This window comes from Halalkalibacter oceani, from assembly GCF_040544555.1.
Lineage (GTDB): Bacteria > Bacillota > Bacilli > Bacillales > Bacillaceae_D > Halalkalibacter > Halalkalibacter oceani.
In genome coordinates this window covers 175,490-192,926 of the sequence record NZ_JBEPKD010000007.1, presented here as the reverse complement: position 1 = coordinate 192,926, position 17,437 = coordinate 175,490, and the positions used below count along the sequence as shown (strand labels likewise).

15 protein-coding genes and 1 riboswitch are annotated in these 17,437 nt (G+C 48.7%); of the genes, 1 reads left to right on the top strand and 14 read right to left on the bottom strand.

What is annotated here, in order from left to right:
• Positions 1-224: 224 nt before the first annotated feature.
• The gene (locus ABMB67_RS10580; protein ID WP_251224706.1) at positions 225-1,574 is read right to left on the bottom strand and encodes a TrkH family potassium uptake protein; all 1,350 of its coding nucleotides are present in this window, start codon (positions 1,572-1,574) and stop codon (positions 225-227) included.
• 153 nt (positions 1,575-1,727) lie between these two features.
• Between ABMB67_RS10580 and ABMB67_RS10575 the strand changes: the two genes are divergently transcribed.
• Positions 1,728-2,132 (top strand): YslB family protein, encoded by a 405-nt coding sequence (locus ABMB67_RS10575; protein ID WP_354572033.1) that lies wholly within the window; start codon positions 1,728-1,730, stop codon positions 2,130-2,132.
• A gap of 179 nt (positions 2,133-2,311) precedes the next feature.
• Here the strand turns inward: ABMB67_RS10575 and ABMB67_RS10570 are convergent, their stop codons facing one another.
• From ABMB67_RS10570 to zapA, 13 genes are all read right to left on the bottom strand, one after another.
• Positions 2,312-3,547 carry an aspartate kinase gene (locus ABMB67_RS10570; RefSeq protein WP_251224704.1) on the bottom strand — a complete coding sequence of 412 codons (1,236 nt, stop codon included), beginning with the start codon at positions 3,545-3,547 and terminating at the stop codon, positions 2,312-2,314.
• A gap of 117 nt (positions 3,548-3,664) precedes the next feature.
• Positions 3,665-3,852, bottom strand: a riboswitch (Lysine riboswitch).
• A 76-nt stretch (positions 3,853-3,928) separates the two neighbouring features.
• Complete coding sequence (gene uvrC / locus ABMB67_RS10565) at positions 3,929-5,701, bottom strand: excinuclease ABC subunit UvrC (RefSeq protein ID WP_251224703.1); 1,773 nt, start codon at positions 5,699-5,701, stop codon at positions 3,929-3,931.
• A gap of 122 nt (positions 5,702-5,823) precedes the next feature.
• Positions 5,824-6,138, bottom strand: a complete 315-nt coding sequence (trxA, locus tag ABMB67_RS10560; protein ID WP_251224702.1) for a thioredoxin — start codon at positions 6,136-6,138, stop codon at positions 5,824-5,826.
• A gap of 288 nt (positions 6,139-6,426) precedes the next feature.
• Positions 6,427-7,404, bottom strand: coding sequence for an electron transfer flavoprotein subunit alpha/FixB family protein (locus ABMB67_RS10555; RefSeq protein WP_354572032.1), 978 nt, complete (start codon positions 7,402-7,404; stop codon positions 6,427-6,429).
• Between the two features lie 13 nt (positions 7,405-7,417).
• Positions 7,418-8,188, bottom strand: coding sequence for an electron transfer flavoprotein subunit beta/FixA family protein (locus ABMB67_RS10550; protein WP_251224700.1), 771 nt, complete (start codon positions 8,186-8,188; stop codon positions 7,418-7,420).
• Positions 8,189-8,207: 19 nt separating this feature from the next.
• The gene (locus tag ABMB67_RS10545) at positions 8,208-8,987 is read right to left on the bottom strand and encodes an enoyl-CoA hydratase (protein WP_354572031.1); all 780 of its coding nucleotides are present in this window, start codon (positions 8,985-8,987) and stop codon (positions 8,208-8,210) included.
• A 16-nt stretch (positions 8,988-9,003) separates the two neighbouring features.
• The gene (gene fadR, locus ABMB67_RS10540) at positions 9,004-9,597 is read right to left on the bottom strand and encodes a fatty acid metabolism transcriptional regulator FadR (RefSeq protein WP_432805982.1); all 594 of its coding nucleotides are present in this window, start codon (positions 9,595-9,597) and stop codon (positions 9,004-9,006) included.
• A 128-nt stretch (positions 9,598-9,725) separates the two neighbouring features.
• Entirely contained in the window at positions 9,726-11,417 is a 1,692-nt protein-coding gene (locus tag ABMB67_RS10535; RefSeq protein WP_251224697.1) for a long-chain-fatty-acid--CoA ligase, read from the bottom strand.
• A 316-nt stretch (positions 11,418-11,733) separates the two neighbouring features.
• Complete coding sequence (locus tag ABMB67_RS10530; protein ID WP_251224696.1) at positions 11,734-12,147, bottom strand: DUF350 domain-containing protein; 414 nt, start codon at positions 12,145-12,147, stop codon at positions 11,734-11,736.
• Between the two features lie 15 nt (positions 12,148-12,162).
• Complete coding sequence (locus tag ABMB67_RS10525) at positions 12,163-14,523, bottom strand: endonuclease MutS2 (RefSeq protein WP_354572030.1); 2,361 nt, start codon at positions 14,521-14,523, stop codon at positions 12,163-12,165.
• 36 nt (positions 14,524-14,559) lie between these two features.
• A complete protein-coding gene (polX, locus tag ABMB67_RS10520) occupies positions 14,560-16,281 on the bottom strand; it encodes a DNA polymerase/3'-5' exonuclease PolX (RefSeq protein ID WP_354572029.1) in 1,722 nt (573 codons plus the stop codon).
• A gap of 128 nt (positions 16,282-16,409) precedes the next feature.
• Complete coding sequence (locus tag ABMB67_RS10515; RefSeq protein ID WP_251224693.1) at positions 16,410-16,949, bottom strand: CvpA family protein; 540 nt, start codon at positions 16,947-16,949, stop codon at positions 16,410-16,412.
• 1 nt (position 16,950) lies between these two features.
• On the bottom strand, positions 16,951-17,220 hold the full coding sequence (gene zapA, locus ABMB67_RS10510; RefSeq protein WP_251192414.1) for a cell division protein ZapA: 270 nt from the start codon (positions 17,218-17,220) through the stop codon (positions 16,951-16,953).
• Positions 17,221-17,437 lie beyond the last annotated feature (217 nt).

Below are 17,437 nucleotides of genomic sequence, written 5' to 3'. Positions count from 1 at the left end.
CTTGCGGAAGGAAGAGAAAACCACTCTTCCTTCCTTTAAAATCGCAAGCGGCTTCGCCTGGCGGGACGAAATCACTCAAAATGCCAAAACCGGGCTTCTCCGCCAGCTTCGCTCGCTTGCGGAAGGAAGAGAAAACCACTCTTCCTTCCTTTAAAATCGCAAGCGGCTTCGCCTGGCGGGACGAAATCACTCAAAATGCCAAAACCGGGCATTTTGAGTGATTTCTATCCAATAATAATGCGTTCGGTTGGGTATTTGTAGTAGCTTTTTGTTTCTCTTCTTCTGACGGAGAAGAGGAAGGCGATGAGGCCGACGCGTCCGATGAACATGAGGGCCATCAGAATGAGCTGGCTCGGTATTGACAGATGGGGCGTGATCCCCATCGAGAGTCCGCACGTTCCGAAAGCGGAGGCCGTTTCAAAAATAATTGCAATCAACGCTATATCGTTTCCACCTTCAAACGCGACGATCATCGTCACAGCTGCAAACAGCATCACGAGAAAGACAGATAGGACAATAAACGCTTTTTGCCGGTCATCGGGGTGAATCTCTCTCCCGAACACTTTAACATCATCTTTCCCGAGGGCAAAGCTTCGAATCGTCAAAAACATGACCGCCAATGTTGTCGTGCGGATTCCACCACCGACACTCGAAGGACTCGCGCCAATGATCATCAGCGCAGACATAAACAGCAGCGTGGCTTTGTTTAAGTCCGAGACCTCCATAATCGACAACCCGCCGCTTCGCGTTGTGGCCGAGTTGAATAACGAATAAAAGAGCTGCTGATGCCAGTCCAGGCCAACATAATAATGACCTGTTTCCAGCGCCCATATTCCAAGAACGCCGATCAGAAAAACAACAAAATAAGTCGTCGTCGTTATTTTTGTAAACAAACTAAAGCTGAAATTCGGGTTTTTCTTCGAGATGTATTCACGTAATTCCAGCAACACCGGGAAGCCGATCGCCCCAGCAAAAATAAGCAGGATCGTCACAAACTGCACATAGTAATCATTGGCGAACGGGATCAGCGACTGTCCCGTAACGTCAAATCCGGCGTTTGTAAAAGCGGTAAGAGCAGCAAATGCTCCTTGATAGTAAGCTTCTCCCGCCGTGTCGAAATAGCGTAAATAATATGTACCTAAAATGAGTGCTCCAATCATTTCAATGATCAGGGCGACAAACAAAATTCCCCGCATCAGATTGACAAGGCCTGAGAATTTATACTGATTTTGGTCGACCATAATCAGCATCCGCTGAGAGAGGTTGATTTTTTTCCGGAATAAAATCCAGACAAACGTCCCCATCGTCATTATGCCGATGCCGCCAAGCTGAATCGCCAATGCTAAAAAGAAAATTCCGGTGTAACTGAACGTTTCCGATACATTAATCGTCGTTAACCCTGTTACACTGACCGCACTCACTGATGTAAACAGCGCTTCCGCATATGTTACCTCAACACCCTCCTGGTGAGAAATCGGCAAATACAGGAGAATACTAAAGAGTACCATCGCTATAACATAGGCAATCAAAATACTCCGAAATGGTGAAAGAAAATGATTAAGTCCTGCTTTCATGAGATCATACCTCCGGCTTCATTCGCGCTTAAGTATACCACTTTAAAAAAATCAAGGCTATAAGTGGTAGAGAAATTCGGTCATTCTCTTTATAATAGAAACCAAGCTTCATTATTGTTATTTCAGTGCGCGGTAAGGAGAGGTTGAGACTGCATGAATTTAGAAACAGAAGATTTTAGCTACCATTTAATTCGCAACGAGCTTTTACAGGACCTGCTTGGAAAAGATCACGAGGCGATTTTATACTGGCTTGGAAAATCATTGGCCCGAAAATATCCGCTCGAATCGGTTGACGAGCTCATCGCCTTTTTCGAAAAAGCGAATTGGGGCCAACTGCAACTTGTTAAAGAAAAGCGACAGGCTAAATTATTCGAACTTACCGGCCCGTGGATGGGAAAGCATGATTCCCGCTGTTATCAGCTTGAAGCCGGCTTTTTAACCCAATATTTAGAGCAAAGCCTGCAGCGGATTGCTGCCGGAAGCTACTCCGCCTCTAAAAAGGCTGTTTTGTTTACAATTGAGTTTGACCGTCACGATTCGATAGCAGCAAACAACTAGCCCTAGTTAAGGGGAGGGAAAAGAGGGTGGGGCAAAAGGGTGTTGCCTGGATGACTATACGAACAAACGGAAAGAGTGGAATCCACCGTTGCTTTTTCTCCCGCAGGAGTCTACGTATAATTCATCCGTTCGACATTCAGGTAAACACATTAGTTATGTCCCACCCCCGCACGGCTTTATTAAGCGGTAATCGCTTCTTCTTCCTCACCCAGTTGAAACGCCTGATGAAGCATCTCAACAGCGAGTACCATATCATCCTCCGAAATGACGACCGAAACCTTCATTTCAGATGTACTTACCATCTTGATGTAGATTTCATTCTGCGCTAACACATCAAACATCGAAGCAGCAACGCCGGGATTCGAAACCATTCCCGCCCCAATAATCGATACTTTCGCCAGGTCCTCTTCTACGTGCAACGAATGAAAGCCCAACTCTGCCTTAGCATTTTCTAAAATTGTCAATGTCTCTTTTAAAGAAGATTGCGTAATTGAAAAGGAAAGATCAACATGCGCCTCATCAGTCTGGTTCTGAATAATGATATCAACATTGATTCCGTTTTCGGAGAGGGCTTGGAAAACTTTCGCCAGCGTGTCGATCCTGCTTGGCAGACCGGCCATTGTAATTTTTGTTACATCATTTTCAAAGGCAATTCCACGTACAAGTAAGTTTTTTTCCATTGTGATTTCCTCCTCAATTATCGTTCCTGCTTCTTCAACCATACTGGACGCCACTAGCAAAGGCATTTGATAATTCTTGGCACATTCAACCGCACGCGGATGGAGAACGCCGGCCCCGAGATTAGCCATTTCCAGCATTTCATCATAGGAAATGGACTGGAGTTTGCGCGCTTGCGGGACATAGCGCGGATCCGTTGTAAACACCCCTGTCACATCGGTATAAATCTCACAGCGATCCGCTGAAAGCGCCGCTGCCAGCGCGACGGCTGTCGTGTCCGAACCGCCGCGGCCGAGCGTCGTGATGTCATTCTTCGAGCTTTTTCCCTGAAAGCCGGCGACGATCACCACTTTTCCTTTTTCCAGCTCCGCTTCCATTCGTTCTGTTTCAATCGAGACAATCCGCGCATTGCCGTGATTGTCCTCCGTTTCAATTCCAGCCTGCCAGCCCGTGAACGAGATCGCCTCCACACCACGTTCCGCCAAAGCGAGCGCCAGAAGCGCGATCGTAACCTGTTCCCCTGTTGAAAGCAACATATCCATTTCACGTTTACTCGGGCTTTCCGTCAGTTGTCCGGCAAGCCGGACGAGTTCATCGGTCGATTTGCCCATTGCTGAGACGACAACGACGACCTGCTGATCTTCGCCAGCTGCTTTTTCGATCCTTGAGGCGACATGGCGGATTCGTTCCACTGAACCAACCGATGTTCCTCCATATTTCTGTACAATTCGTTTCATCCTGTTCATCCTCTCCAACTCACTCCGTTCAGTGGGAACGCAAAAAAGCAACAATAAGGAAAACTCCTCACTGTTGCCTGTCATACCAGTCCGGTACCACACTGCTCCCTGTTTCTCGCGTGAGATAGTTCTCCACATATCCTTTGGGTTTGATATGTGACAGCCCTATGCTTCTTCAACATAGGTCCAGCATAGAAAAACATGAGCCTTTTCTACACTTCGGCGAATTCCCCTTTCCCAATCTCCTCATCGGTCCTCATAAACCTTAGAGTGGTACTGATGGTTTTCGCTCCTCTACCATCACTTCACTATTGAAGTGCGGCATCTATTTAATTGCTATCCATTCTAGCAAAGGTTTTCTAGGATTGCAAGCACAACCTGCTACTCCTCTTTCAGCGCCTCGAGTATCGCCTCTGCTGTCTTTTCCGGAATCGCCAGCTGCCTCAGTTCTTCAATCGATGCCTCTTTTATTTTCTTAATTGAGCCGAAATGCTTAAGCAGGCTGCGCTTTCGCTTCTCGCCGACGCCTGGAATATCGTCCAATGCCGACTGGAAAAACGTTTTTGAACGCGTCTGCCGGTGAAACGTAATCGCAAAACGATGCACTTCGTCCTGAATGCGCTGTAATAAATAAAATTCATGACTGTCCCGCTTCAACGGAACCTCCACCGGAGGATCACCGAGCAAAAGCTGAGACGTCCGATGCTTATCATCCTTTGCCAGTCCACATACTTTAATCGATAAACCGAGCTCGTCCTCAATTACTTCCTGAGCCGCGGCAATTTGTCCCTTTCCCCCGTCTATCACAATCAAGTCGGGCAAAGGCAGCGACTCCTTCAGCAGGCGCACGTACCGGCGGCGAATCACTTCACGCATTGAGCCATAATCATCAGGCCCGGTTACCGTTTTAATCTTATATTTGCGGTAATCTTTGCGGCTTGGCTTGCCATCAAGAAACGTCACCATCGCCGAAACAGGGTCCGTCCCCTGAATGTTCGAGTTGTCAAACGCTTCAATCCGGTACGGCGTCGGAATACCCATCGCTTTTCCAAGCCGTTCGACCGCCTTGATCGTCCGTTCTTCATCCCGTTCAATCAAAGAGAACTTCTCCTGTAAAGCGGCCGCAGCATTCTGGTTGGCAAGGTCGACAAGCTCTTTTTTCTTCCCGCGCTGTGGAAAATGAGTATGGACATTCAGCAGCTCTTCGACAAGATTGGCCTCGATCTCCTTCGGCACCAAAATCTCCTTCGGCTTCAAATGTTCCTTTTTCAAATAAAATTGGCCGATAAACGTTAATAAATCCTCATGCGGTTCCTGGTAAAAGGGGAAAATCGATACGTCACGCTCAATCAGTTTGCCTTGTCTGATGAAAAAGACCTGGACGCACATCCAGCCTTTATCGTAATCAAAGCCAAACACATCGCGATCAACATGATCCTGGATCGTCATTTTCTGTTTTTCCATCACCGCTTCCATGTGCGCAAGTGTGTCGCGAAGATCGCGGGCCCGTTCAAAATCAAGCTCTTCTGAAGCTTTCATCATTTTCTCGGTCAGCTGTTTTTTTATTTCGCCATGTCCGGAACGGAGAAAGCGGGTAATCTCATGAATCATTTCCTGATTCTGTTCCGCTGACACCTCGTTGACACACGGCGCCAGGCATTGGCCGATATGATAGTACAAACATACTTTATCCGGCAACGTCCGGCACTTGCGCAGCGGATAAAGCCGGTCGAGAAGCTTCTTCGTTTCATTAGCCGCCCCCGCATTCGGATAAGGACCGAAGTACTTGCCGCCGTCCTTTTTCACCTGCCGGGTCGTGATGAGACGAGGGTGCTCTTCATTCGTTATTTTCAAATAAGGGTAGGACTTATCGTCTTTGAGCATCACATTATACTTTGGATCATGCTTTTTGATTAAGTTTAATTCAAGAATAAGTGCTTCAATATTTGATGATGTAATAATATATTCAAAATCAGCAATTTCACTGACGAGCCGCTGTGTCTTCGCATCATGTGAACCGGTAAAATAAGACCGTACCCTGTTTTTTAACACTTTCGCCTTTCCGACATAAATGACCGTTCCTTGCCGGTCTTTCATCAAATAACAGCCTGGCTTATCAGGAAGCACCGCCAGCTTTTCTTTTAATTGGTTCATCGCTCTCTCTCACCTCCATTACCGTTCGGATCCGTCTGGAGCGCTATTGCGTCAGCGCTAAAGCTGTTATATTTGTAAAAAAAGTCCCCTCTCTCGATTGAGAAAGCGGACTGTCACTTGACTTACAGATGCTTGTTAAGCAGTTCAGCAAGCGCTTCTTTCGGTTGGAAACCGACTACTTGATCAACGACTTCGCCATTTTTAAAGACAAGCAAGGTCGGAATGCTCATGACATTGTACTTCCCCGCTGTTTCCTGGTTTTCATCGACGTCAAGCTTGGCGATTTTCACTTTGTCGCCCATTTCTGAATCTAATTCTTCAAGAACAGGGGCAATCATTTTACAAGGTCCGCACCATGGCGCCCAAAAGTCAGCAAGCACAACACCTTCGCTTGTTTCCGCTGCAAATGATTGATCTGTCACATTGACAATTGCCATTATAAAAACCTCCTAATCCATAACAAATTTGATTCTTCATGATTATACCATCGAAAAACAATGGTTGCGACTAAGTTGCTCGAAATTGTTTGAGAAAACCGCGTAACGGGCTTTCTTATTAGAAAGTCGTTTCTCTCACGAGGAACGTAACGGGACAAGCCTCTCCCTTCTTTTGAGTCAGCTTCCATCTCCGCTTATAGCCAAAGCTGCACAACCGTCATTGTTCTCCTTTAGTATTCCCTTGACGTTTATCATTTCTCATTCTTTTAAAAAGATACCCTGTTCCCTTTATTGCGAAACAAGGATCTGCCGCAGCTCTTCCGTTAATAATGGAACGATTTCAAAAAGATCGCCGACGATTCCGTAATCTGCCACTTCGAAAATCGGCGCTTCCGGATCTTTGTTAATCGCGACGATTACCTTTGAATTGGACATCCCGGCCAGATGCTGAATCGCCCCTGAAATGCCGATCGCAAAATATAAATCCGGAGTGACGACCTTCCCTGTTTGCCCGATCTGCAACGCATAGTCACAATAGTCGGCATCGCAGGCCCCGCGTGACGCCCCGACAGCCCCGCCAAGCAAATCGGCCAGCTCCTGTAACGGTTTAAAGCCGTCGGCGCTTTTCACCCCTCTTCCGCCAGAGACGATAATTTTTGCCTCCGACAGATCAACGCCTCCGGCCGCCTTCCTTACAACATTTTGGATCGTCGTCCGCAAGTCGCTGATCTCGGCAGTAATCGAGGAAACACCGCCTGTACGCGCCGGGTCCTTTTCCATAGCGGCAATATTATTCGGTCTGATCGTCGCCAGCAGCATCCCTTCTTTGATCCTTTTTCGCTCAAAGGCTTTACCTGAGTAAATCGGCCTTGTAAAGACCGGCTCCCCGTCTTCCAGTTCAACAGCCACGGCATCTGATACTAAGCCAGCCTGCGCTTTCATTGCCAGGCGAGGCGCGAGATCCTTCCCGATCGCTGTATGACCGAGCAGAATGCCGTCCGGCTGTTCAAGATCGATAACCTGTAGCACCGCCTGCTGGTAGGCGTCAGTCGTGTAGCTCTTTAAATCAGGATGAGTGACTGTCACAACCCGGTCTGCTCCATACTGAATCAGCTGCTCCGCTAAACCGCTTACATCTTCACCTAACAAAACACCGATGACTTCTCCTCCATCTGCGACGACCTTTCCCGCGGCAATCGTTTCAAAGGATACATGCCGTAATTCCCCATCGCGAACTTCCCCAATAATCATCGTTTTTTTCGCCATCTGCCTTCCCTCCTTATATGACCTTCGCTTCAGATTTCAACAATGCGACAAGCTCTTTCACCTGGGCTTGCGGCTCTCCTTCAATCATCCGCCCCGCCTGCTTTTCAGGTGGCAGAAAAATCTCGATTGTTTCCGTTTTCGCTGCGACATCCTCTTCCTCCAAGTCAAGATCATCGAGGTCCAGCACGTCGAGCGGCTTCTTTTTCGCTTTCATAATCCCTGGCAATGAAGGATACCGGGGTTCATTTAACCCCTGCTGGGCGGTGACAAGGACTGGCAATGAAACCGTCACTGTTTCTTCGTCCCCTTCGACGTCGCGAATGATCGTCGCTGTCCGATCCTGAATGTCGATCTTTGTGATCGTCGTCACCTGAGGAATCGCCAACAGTTCCGCGACACGCGGGCCGACTTGCCCCGATCCGCCGTCAACCGCCACATTCCCGCCAAGAATGATGTCAAACGACTGCTCGCTGAAATAAGCGGCGAGCAGCGAAGCTGTCGTAAATTGATCGTGATCCTCCAGTTCCTCGGTATCGATTAAAACAGCTTTATCGGCGCCCATTGCCAATGCGGTGCGCAGCTCTTTTTCCGCTTCCTCTTCGCCGACGGTCACAACCGTCACCTCACCACCGTGTTCGTCACGCAAAACGAGCGCTTCCTCAATCGCATATTCGTCGTACGGATTAATGATGAATTCAGCTCCACTATCATCAATTTTCCCTTGCTGAAGGGTGATCTTCTCCTCGGTATCAAACGTCCGTTTCATGATGACAAAAATATTCATTCAAAAAGCCTCCTTCTTCCTACTCGTTTTTTTGGTTAAACTGCGGTGACCGTTTTTCCACAAACGCCCGAATTCCTTCCTGCCCGTCGGCTGAATCGAACGCGAGACCAAACAGCTCGGCTTCTCTTGCTGCGCCTTCAAGCATTCTCGATGAATCGTGATAGCGCAGCAGCTCTAGTGCCATGGTAACAGCGAGCCTACTCTTTTGACTGATTTGCCGGGCAAGCTTCAACGCCTCTTCGATGAGCGACCGCTCAGAATGAAGAGAATTAACAAGCCCGAGCTCCTTCGCTTCTTTCCCGTTGATCGGTTCACTTGTCAACAGCATCTCCGCCGCCTTGGCAGTGCCAACATAGCGCGGCAGACGCTGCGTTCCGGCAAATCCGGGAATCAGCCCTAATTGAAGTTCCGGCAGCCCGAGCTTCGCATCCTCTGTACTCAGGCGAATATGGCAGGCCATTGCTAATTCAAGCCCTCCGCCTAAAGCGGCCCCGTGAATCGCCGCAATAATCGGCTTCGGATAATGTTCCATCCGCTCGAAAACCTGCTGGCCAAGTCGGGCCATCTCTGCGAATTCGGCTCCGTCCTTAATCGTTGTAAATTCCTTAATATCGGCACCGGCCGCGAAAAAGCGCCCTTCGCCATGCAACAGAAGCACATGAATATCCTCTTGATCTTTTAGCTCGGTCAAAACCTGATCCAATTCCCGCAGCACGCCTCTTGAAAGCGCATTGGCCGGCGGACGCTGCAACGTTAGAACCGCAACCTTTTCTTCCACTGCGACACGAATAAATTCCACACTCTCACTCCTTTCTTTATGAAAGCCGTTCACTTATCCCGGAGACAAGCATTTGATGAATCGGTTTCGCCTGTACAACGAGATCATACTTGCAATCCTTCATTACCCAATTGGTAACCACTTCATCTAACGTACCGAAGATCATTTGCCGCACAAGACGACTGTCCAGCTGTTGTTTCACACTGGCTGAAGATTGACCTTCTTTAATTAATTCGTCTATGAGCAGAAGATACCCTTTGAGAATTTGATTAATTTTTTTTCTAAGCTCCTTATTGGACTGCCTCAGTTCAAGCTGGGTGACAATCGCCAGCTGTGGATTGGCCTGGAGCTGTTCAAAATGCGTTTGAATGAGCAGCAAAAGCTTTTCTTCAAATGTCTGCTTCGTTTGGATGCGCGTACGGATCGTCTCGATAAACTGTCCCATTTTTTCCTCAAATAAAGAGATTAAGAGATCCTCTTTACTCGTAAAATATAAATAGATCGTGCCGTCGGCGACACCGGCTTCTTTGGCAATCTTCGCGACCTGAGCCTGATGATAGCCGAACCTGGCGATGACGGCGACGGCTGCTTCAATTATTTGCTCGTATTTTGCTCCTTTTTTCTTTCCCACGTTCGTCTCTCCTTTTAATGAATGAGTATTCATTCATACTATCATTTTAGAGAAGCCGACGCTTTCTGTCAATGGAGCGATGTGCCGGGCAGAATCCGATTCCCCGCCTGGCACATGGACGTTCCTTTTTAGCTGCTTACGTGCTCGTCATCCTGTTCCTTCCTCTTTTCCTCTTCTGCCAAAACTCTTCTTAACACTTTTCCGACCATCGTTTTTGGCAGTTCAGTGCGAAACTCATAAAGATGCGGAACTTTGTAAGCAGCCAGACGAGTGCGGCAAAAATGGTCAAGATCCTCGGCCGTCACCTCCCTGCCCTCCTTTGGGACGATAAACGCCTTAACCGTCTCGCCCCGATATTGATCAGGAACGCCGATAATCGCCACCTCTTGGACTGCCTCATGCTCATACAACACTTCCTCAATTTCGCGGGGGAAAATATTAAACCCTCCGGCGATAATCATATCCTTCTTCCGATCAACGATATAAAAAAATCCGTCCTCATCCATATACCCCATATCCCCGGTCAGCAGCCAGCCATCATCACGCAATACCTTTTCCGTTTCCTCGGCCATCTTCCAATAGCCTTTCATCACCTGCGGACCACGGACCGCAATTTCACCGACATCCCCCTGCTCCGCTTCCTCGCCATCGGCTGTCCGGACGATCATTTCAGTGTCGGGCCACGGGATCCCGATACTGCCGGATTTCCGTTTGCCCCATATCGGGTTCGCCGTCAGCACCGGTGCGGTTTCGGTCAGTCCATAGCCTTCAACTAGCTTTCCTCCGGTCAACCGTTCAAATGTTTGCTGAACCTCGAGCGGCAATGGGGCGGCTCCACTGAGACAGGCGAGGACGGAGGATAAATCATATGTTTCAATCTCCGGTTGATGAATGAGGGCAATATACATTGTCGGCGCACCGGGAAACAAACTGACTTTATGCTTCTCGATCGCTTTTAATACCTGGTCCGGCTCAAACTTCGGCAAAATGATTAACGTAAAGCCATTCATGATCGCAAGGTTCATACAGACGGTCATGCCGTACACATGAAAAAAAGGAAGGACTGCCAGCATGCGCTCCTGTCCCGGCGTTGTTTTATAGATCCAGTGGCCGGCCTGCATCGTATTGACGACCAAATTCCGATGGGTCAGCATCACGCCCTTTGCAAGGCCTGTCGTTCCACCAGTATATTGCAAAAGCGCCAAGTCCGTTTCCGGATCGAGCGGGACAGGCTTAAAAGCGCCGTCACCTTGCTTCAAAAAGGCGGAGAAAGCGATCGTTTGCTCATTGTATTCTACGGTTACTTTTTCTTTTTGGACGATGGGATAGAGAAGATTTTTTGGAAAGGGGAGATAGTCTTTTATACTGGTGACAATCACTTGCTGCAAGCTCGTTTTCGCTCTCACCTTCTGGACGCGGGGAAAAACGAGATCGAGACAGACTAATAGCTTGGCGCCGGAGTCGATTAACTGGTGCTCCAGCTCTCTTTCGACATAGAGAGGATTGATTTGAACGGCAACGGCTCCGGTCATGATGATACCATAATAGCTGATCACCGCCTGTGGACAATTGGCCAGCATGATCGCCACCCGGTCTCCTTTTTCGATTCCAAGTAATTGAAGCCGTTGTGCAAACTGAACTGCCTGCTGATGAAGCTCCGAATAGGAAAGCCGCTTTCCTAAAAACTCAATCGCGGTCTGATCCGGATACTTCCGGGCCGAGCGCTGCAGAAAATCATGGAGACTGCTGTTCTGGTAGTCAAGGGAATGAGGAATTTCGTCGGGATAATGCTTCAGCCAAATCTTGCCGGTCGTCGACATTTCATCTCCTCCTCTTTATTCAGTTGCTCCTTCATGATCGTTCTACTTCTATTGTATTGGAATCGCTTACATAAATAAATCATTTTTTGTCAATTTCACGCAAGAAAAACGGGGACAAACTAACGGTTTTCCTATACGGAAACAGCTTCCGGGCAGCCCGCGAGTGAGTGCACCGCCGGCTGCCCGGAAGTTGAAACAGATTTTGATTAAGCAGCAAAAAACAGCATATAAACAATTCCCGCCAGCAGAAAAGCACCACAACAAACATACAAAATTTTCATCAGTAGTTCCACGGCATGATTCTCCTTTTTTGTCACTATCTCGCGATTATACTGGCCCCAATTACGTAGGAGAGCCCGATCGAAATAATCATCGACACGATCCCGACCGCGCGATTGTCGTTGGCAATTTCCTCATCGATTTTGAAGGAAGGTGTTAGAAACTCGAAAATAAAATAGCTGATCAATAGCAGCACGAATCCGTAGACGCCCCAGCCAAGCATCGTCAAAATAGAATCAGAGTGCTCGATGGAATGACGAAAAATATTCGCCACCCCAAACAGCTTTCCTCCTGTCGCCATCGCCACGGCTACATTTCCGCGCTTAATTTCGCGCCAATTATCGTATTTTGTGACGAGCTCAAAAATAGCAAGAAAGAGGATCAGCCCGAGTACGGTGACACTGTAATACGCCGCTGTCCGAACAAATTCATATTCAAAGAATGTCTCCACTTACATTCGCCTCACTTATTTTAATTCGACAACCGTATTGCCGAGTCCACCTTCATTCATTCCGCCGTCACGCTCACTTTTCACATGCGGATGCTTTTTCAGAAGCTGCTTGACCCCTTTGCGGAGTGCGCCGCTGCCTTTCCCGTGGATAATCGAAACTTGATGATAACCGGCAAGCAGCGCATCATCAATGTATTTTTCAACAAGCAGCATCGCGTCCTCGTAACGCTCACCTCGTAAATCAAGCTCGGCTTTGACATGATGCTCGCTTCCTCTGACCGTCGCAAGCGGCTTCGTTTCCACCTGCTTCGGTCGATCAAGCAGCTGCAAATCATCTTTATTGACCTTCATTTTCATAATGCCGATCTGCACCTGAAATTCATTGTCATTGATTTTGTCCGTGACAAAGCCTTTTTGACCAAAGCTGAGCACCTTTACTTCATCGCCCGGTGCGATCGAGCGTTGAGCTTTCGCCGCGATTTTCTTTACTTTTTTCTGCTTCGCTGTCAGCTTCGGCGTTGCCTCCTCAAGATGCTTCTTCGCATCAATGATCTGATGCTCCTTCACAGCAAGACCCTGCTTCTGCATATCGCGCAGCTCGGCGATAATCAGCTCGGCTTCCTCCCGGGCGTCATTGACTGCCTTCGCCGCCTTTTCCTCGGCTTCCTTCAGCAACGCTTCCCGCTCCTGCTCAAACGCCTCAAGCTGCCTTGCCAGCTCAGCGCGGAGCTGCTCTGCTTCGGCGCGTATTTTCTCGGCATCCTCCCACTCTGATTCAGCCGATTTCTGACTGCTCTCAAGCGCTTCGATCATATTTTCAATCTGATTCGTTTCACTGTCAATTTGCTCTTTTGCCTTTTCGATAATCCGTTCATCGAGGCCGAGACGACGTGAAATCGCAAACGCATTACTTCTCCCCGGGACTCCGATCAACAAGCGGTACGTCGGACGCAGCGTCTCAACATCAAATTCGACGCTGGCATTGATCGCGCCTGCGCGGTTGTAAGCATACCCCTTTAATTCGCTGTAATGGGTCGTCGCCACGACGCTCGCTCCCCGCTCGTACACATCGTCAAGAATCGAGATCGCCAATGCGGCTCCCTCCGTCGGATCTGTTCCCGCGCCAAGCTCATCGAATAACACAAGGCTTTGAAAGTCAACCATGTCGAGAATGCTGACGATGTTCGTCATATGCGAGGAAAATGTACTTAAGCTTTGCTCAATCGACTGTTCATCGCCAATATCAGCGAACACCTGCTTATAGACAGCCATTTCGGAATCCTCTTCTACAGGAACGTGCAAGCCTGATTGGCTCATCAGCGTCAGCAGTCCGACTGTTTTCAAGGTGACTGTCTTCCCGCCTGTATTCGGGCCGGTAATGATCAGCGAACGGTAGTCCCCGCCAAGCTCAAGATCAATCGGGACGACTTCATCTTTATCAAGCAGAGGATGACGCGCTTTTTTCATTAAAATATAACCTTTTTCATTTAAGCGGGGCTTTGTCGCCTTAATCGCCTTGGCGTAATGCGCTTTGGCAAAAATGAAGTCGAGCGTTCCAAGCACATCAATATTAACAAGCAGCGCATCGGCTACTTCGGCCACTTCGGCCGATAATGCCGCCAAAATCCGTTCGATTTCGCGCGCTTCCCGGCTCTTTGCTTCCTGAAGCTGGTTGTTCAGCGTCACGATCGCCTGCGGCTCGATAAACAGAGTTGCCCCCGAGGCGGACTGATCGTGAACGATGCCGCCGAATGCTCCGCGATATTCCTGTTTGACCGGGATAACGAAACGTTCATTGCGAATCGTTACAATCGCATCGGAAAGCATTTTCTGCGTGCTGGAAGAGCGGGTAATGCTGTCAAGCTTCGTCCGGATGCCGGACTCGTAGCTGCGCACCTGCTGGCGAATCGTCCGCAGCGCCGGGCTGGCGGAGTCGAGCACATGGCCGTTGTCATCAATACATTGCTTAATGCTGCGTTCGACATCGGTCAGCACTTCAATCCGTTCAGCGTGCTCGTACAGGCGAGGTAGTTCAAGCTCCTCCTCTTCGACCATCGTCTGGATAAACTTCTTTAAACGGCGGCCGCCATAGATCGTGCTCGCAATCTCAATTAGCTCACTCGCCGACAGACTGCCGCCAATCTTCGCCCGCTTCGCATGAGGGGTAATGTCCGAGATGCCGCCAAGCGGAGCCTGCCCTTTCAACCGGATCACGGTTGCCGCCTCCGCTGTTTCCGCCTGCCATTCCTCCACCTCTTCGATCTCGGTTGACGGAAGGAGCTCGATCACTTTTTGCCGGCCAAGCGAGGAAGCGACATGTTCTCTAAGCTGCTGTTTCATTTTTTCATATTCTAATACACGAATGACTCTTTCCATAGTACACTCCTTTTATAACGATGGCTCGTTATCTCTTCATGGCCTGTTGCGCTGAAGAAATTGCTGCAGGCGTTCCAACGGCCACGTGTTCAGGACTGAGGAAGGGTCAAGCATCGCTTTTCTGGCGATTCCCGCCCCAAAGCTCATATCCTCCATCATCTTCATATGATGCGCATCGGTGTTAATCGCTATCACGACGCCGGCTTCTTCCGCCTTTTTCAGCCAATGGGCGGCAAGATCAAGACGAAGCGGATTCGCATTCAGCTCCAATGCTGTATTTGTTTCTTTCGCCAACTCAATTAATTGTTCAACATCAACCTGGTAGCCTTCTCTTTTTCCGAGCAGCCTTCCTGTCGGATGAGCGATCATGTCGACATGCTCGTTCAACAGAGCGTTTTTCAGCCGCTGCATAATCGTTTCCTGATCCTGCTGAAAGGAAGAATGGATCGACGCAATGACAAAATCGATCTCGGCCAGCAATTCATCCGGGTAATCGAGCGTTCCATCTGGTAGAATATCCATTTCAATACCGGTTAAAATGGTAAAATCATCATAACGCTGATTCAACTGCCTGATATACGCATGCTGCTCCTTCACCTGCTCAATGCTAAGGCCGTTGGCTACTTTCAAATAGCGCGAGTGATCGGTAATCGCGATATACTGATAGCCTCTTTTGCGCGCTGCTTCAACCATTTCCTCAATCGAATGAGCCCCGTCGCTCCACGTTGTATGCATATGGAGATCGGCAATAATGTCTGCCTCTTCTACATAACGGCGCGGCGCGGTCGCCTCCGCCTGCTCGATTTCGCCCTGGTCCTCACGCGCTTCCGGCGGAATATAGCTCAATCCGAAATAAGCAAAAAAAGCATCTTCGCTCGCAAATGTCCGCACCTTTCCGGTTTCTGCATCCTCCACACCGTATTCGCTGATTTTTTCTCCTCTTTTTTTCGCCAGCTGACGCATTTTGACATTATGCTCCTTCGAGCCGGTAAAATGATGGAGCGTCGTTGCAAACGCTTCCGGCTGGATAAGGCGAAAATCAATCGAGATCGGAAACGTCGCCGTTACTTCGACCGATACTTTCGTCTCACCGCTGGCGATCACCTTCGTTACCGCCGGCAGGGCAAGCAGCTGGTCCCGGACTTTTCCCGGCTCCGTTGTCGCAATAATGAAGTCCAAATCCTTCACTTCTTCCTTCAATCTCCGCAGGCTCCCGGCCCGCGAAAAGCGCTCGACCCCGTCCATCGTTTCGAGCGCCGCTTCGATTTCAGCGACTACCGGCAACACAACCGGCAGCGCCAGACGCTCAGGACGAGTCGTGACTTCTTCAATCGCCGCGAGCAGCTTTTCCTCCGTCTTCTTTCCAAAGCCGGCAAGAGATTGGACCTTGCCTTCCTGACAAGCCTGCTGCAGGCTTGTGAGATCGACGACATTCAACTCCTGATAAAGCTTGCCGATTTTCTTACCGCCAAGCCCTGGAAGCTTTAACAGTTCAAGCAGTCCGGCCGGTAAACTGCCAGCCAGCTCGTCATAAAGCTTCGAGGCTCCCGTCTGCTTCAGCTCGAGAATAACCTCAGCCGTCCCTTTGCCGATGCCTGATAAAGAAGCCGGGTCGTCCAGCTCGGCTAATGGTCGTTTATCGGTTTCCAATGCTTGGGCCGCTTTTCGATAGGCAGATATTTTAAAAGGGTTGTCCCCTTTGATTTCAAGATAGGTGGCAATTGCCTCAAGTACACGAATGACATCTTTTTTATTCATTCTCTTCCCCTCCCCTCTTATCATACCGATAGCCGGACAAGAAAATCAACGTTAAGCCGCCATACAAAAAGTCCGACCGATGAATCAAGCCGCCGCCTGCTTCATCACCTATCGGACTGTTCTTGCAACTAGATTGTATTTTCAATCCATAACGATTTAATCCATTCAGACAGAAATGGCGTATAGTTCATCATCAGCTGGACGACGATTGAGCCTTGCATCGCACTTTGCACCGCTTCGATTGGCAAGAGCGCGGCGACAAACAGCAAAACGAGTAAAATTAAATACGCTTCAATGAAGCAAAGAATACCGCCCAGCAGCTGGTTGAATGAGCGCAAAATCGGTAAGTGTGCCAGGAAATCCAGCATCGAACCAAGCAGGTGAAGCACAAGCTTTGTCCCGAAAAACAAGATCGCAAACGCAATCCCTGAATAATAAACGTTTTCCGCGTTAAACGTATTGACAATCATCCCGACCGTACTGTCCGAGGAAAACTGCGGATACGGAATCCACAGCCGAATATATGTAGCCAGTTCGCGAAAATAGCTATAGGCAACGAACAACGCTGCGACAAAGCTTACTAGATGAATAATTTGCAAAATAAAGCCACGGCGTCTGCCTATAAAAAAGCTGCAAAATAAAATAAACAAAATAAGAAAGCTTAGCATCCTACTCGTCTCCTGTCATCCGTTTCAGTTCCTTGAGAGCTTTTTCATGCTCTTCAAGCAACTTTTTATATTCATCGACAACATTTACCGCTGTTAACACGGCTAAACGGGTTGTATCTAAATAAGGGTTTCGTTTTCTGATTTCTCTCATTTTCTCGTCAACCATTTGAGCCACTTCCATTACATGTGTCGGAGGCTCATGACCGACAACCGTATATTGCTGGCCGTAAATGGTTACAGTTGTCCGTTGCTTTACCTTCCGCTCAGTCACGAAAAAGCCTCCTATCTCTCAATCGCTCCAATAAAATCCTACCTTCTATCATAACATGAAGGGTACTTAATGGAAATACAAATAAGAAAAGCGGCTATGTCCTGCTGTCTCAAGAGCCATTCGCCGGCATAGCCCTGCTTTCTGCAGGCACCAACCACAGCTAACTCCCTCTCTTGACCCGTAAAAAAAACCTGCTTCAAAAGGATTCATATCCCTT

Bases quoted from the DNA above. Each gene is read 5' to 3' on its own strand.
- ABMB67_RS10580 (WP_251224706.1), bottom strand. From the start codon at position 1,574: ATGAAAGCAGGACTTAATCATTTTCTTTCACCATTTCGGAGTATTTTG.
- ABMB67_RS10575 (WP_354572033.1), top strand. From the start codon at position 1,728: ATGAATTTAGAAACAGAAGATTTTAGCTACCATTTAATTCGCAACGAG.
- ABMB67_RS10570 (WP_251224704.1), bottom strand. From the start codon at position 3,547: ATGAAACGAATTGTACAGAAATATGGAGGAACATCGGTTGGTTCAGTG.
- uvrC (WP_251224703.1), bottom strand. From the start codon at position 5,701: ATGAACCAATTAAAAGAAAAGCTGGCGGTGCTTCCTGATAAGCCAGGC.
- trxA (WP_251224702.1), bottom strand. From the start codon at position 6,138: ATGGCAATTGTCAATGTGACAGATCAATCATTTGCAGCGGAAACAAGC.
- ABMB67_RS10555 (WP_354572032.1), bottom strand. From the start codon at position 7,404: ATGGCGAAAAAAACGATGATTATTGGGGAAGTTCGCGATGGGGAATTA.
- ABMB67_RS10550 (WP_251224700.1), bottom strand. From the start codon at position 8,188: ATGAATATTTTTGTCATCATGAAACGGACGTTTGATACCGAGGAGAAG.
- ABMB67_RS10535 (WP_251224697.1), bottom strand. From the start codon at position 11,417: ATGTCGACGACCGGCAAGATTTGGCTGAAGCATTATCCCGACGAAATT.
- ABMB67_RS10525 (WP_354572030.1), bottom strand. From the start codon at position 14,523: ATGGAAAGAGTCATTCGTGTATTAGAATATGAAAAAATGAAACAGCAG.
- polX (WP_354572029.1), bottom strand. From the start codon at position 16,281: ATGAATAAAAAAGATGTCATTCGTGTACTTGAGGCAATTGCCACCTAT.
- ABMB67_RS10515 (WP_251224693.1), bottom strand. From the start codon at position 16,949: ATGCTAAGCTTTCTTATTTTGTTTATTTTATTTTGCAGCTTTTTTATA.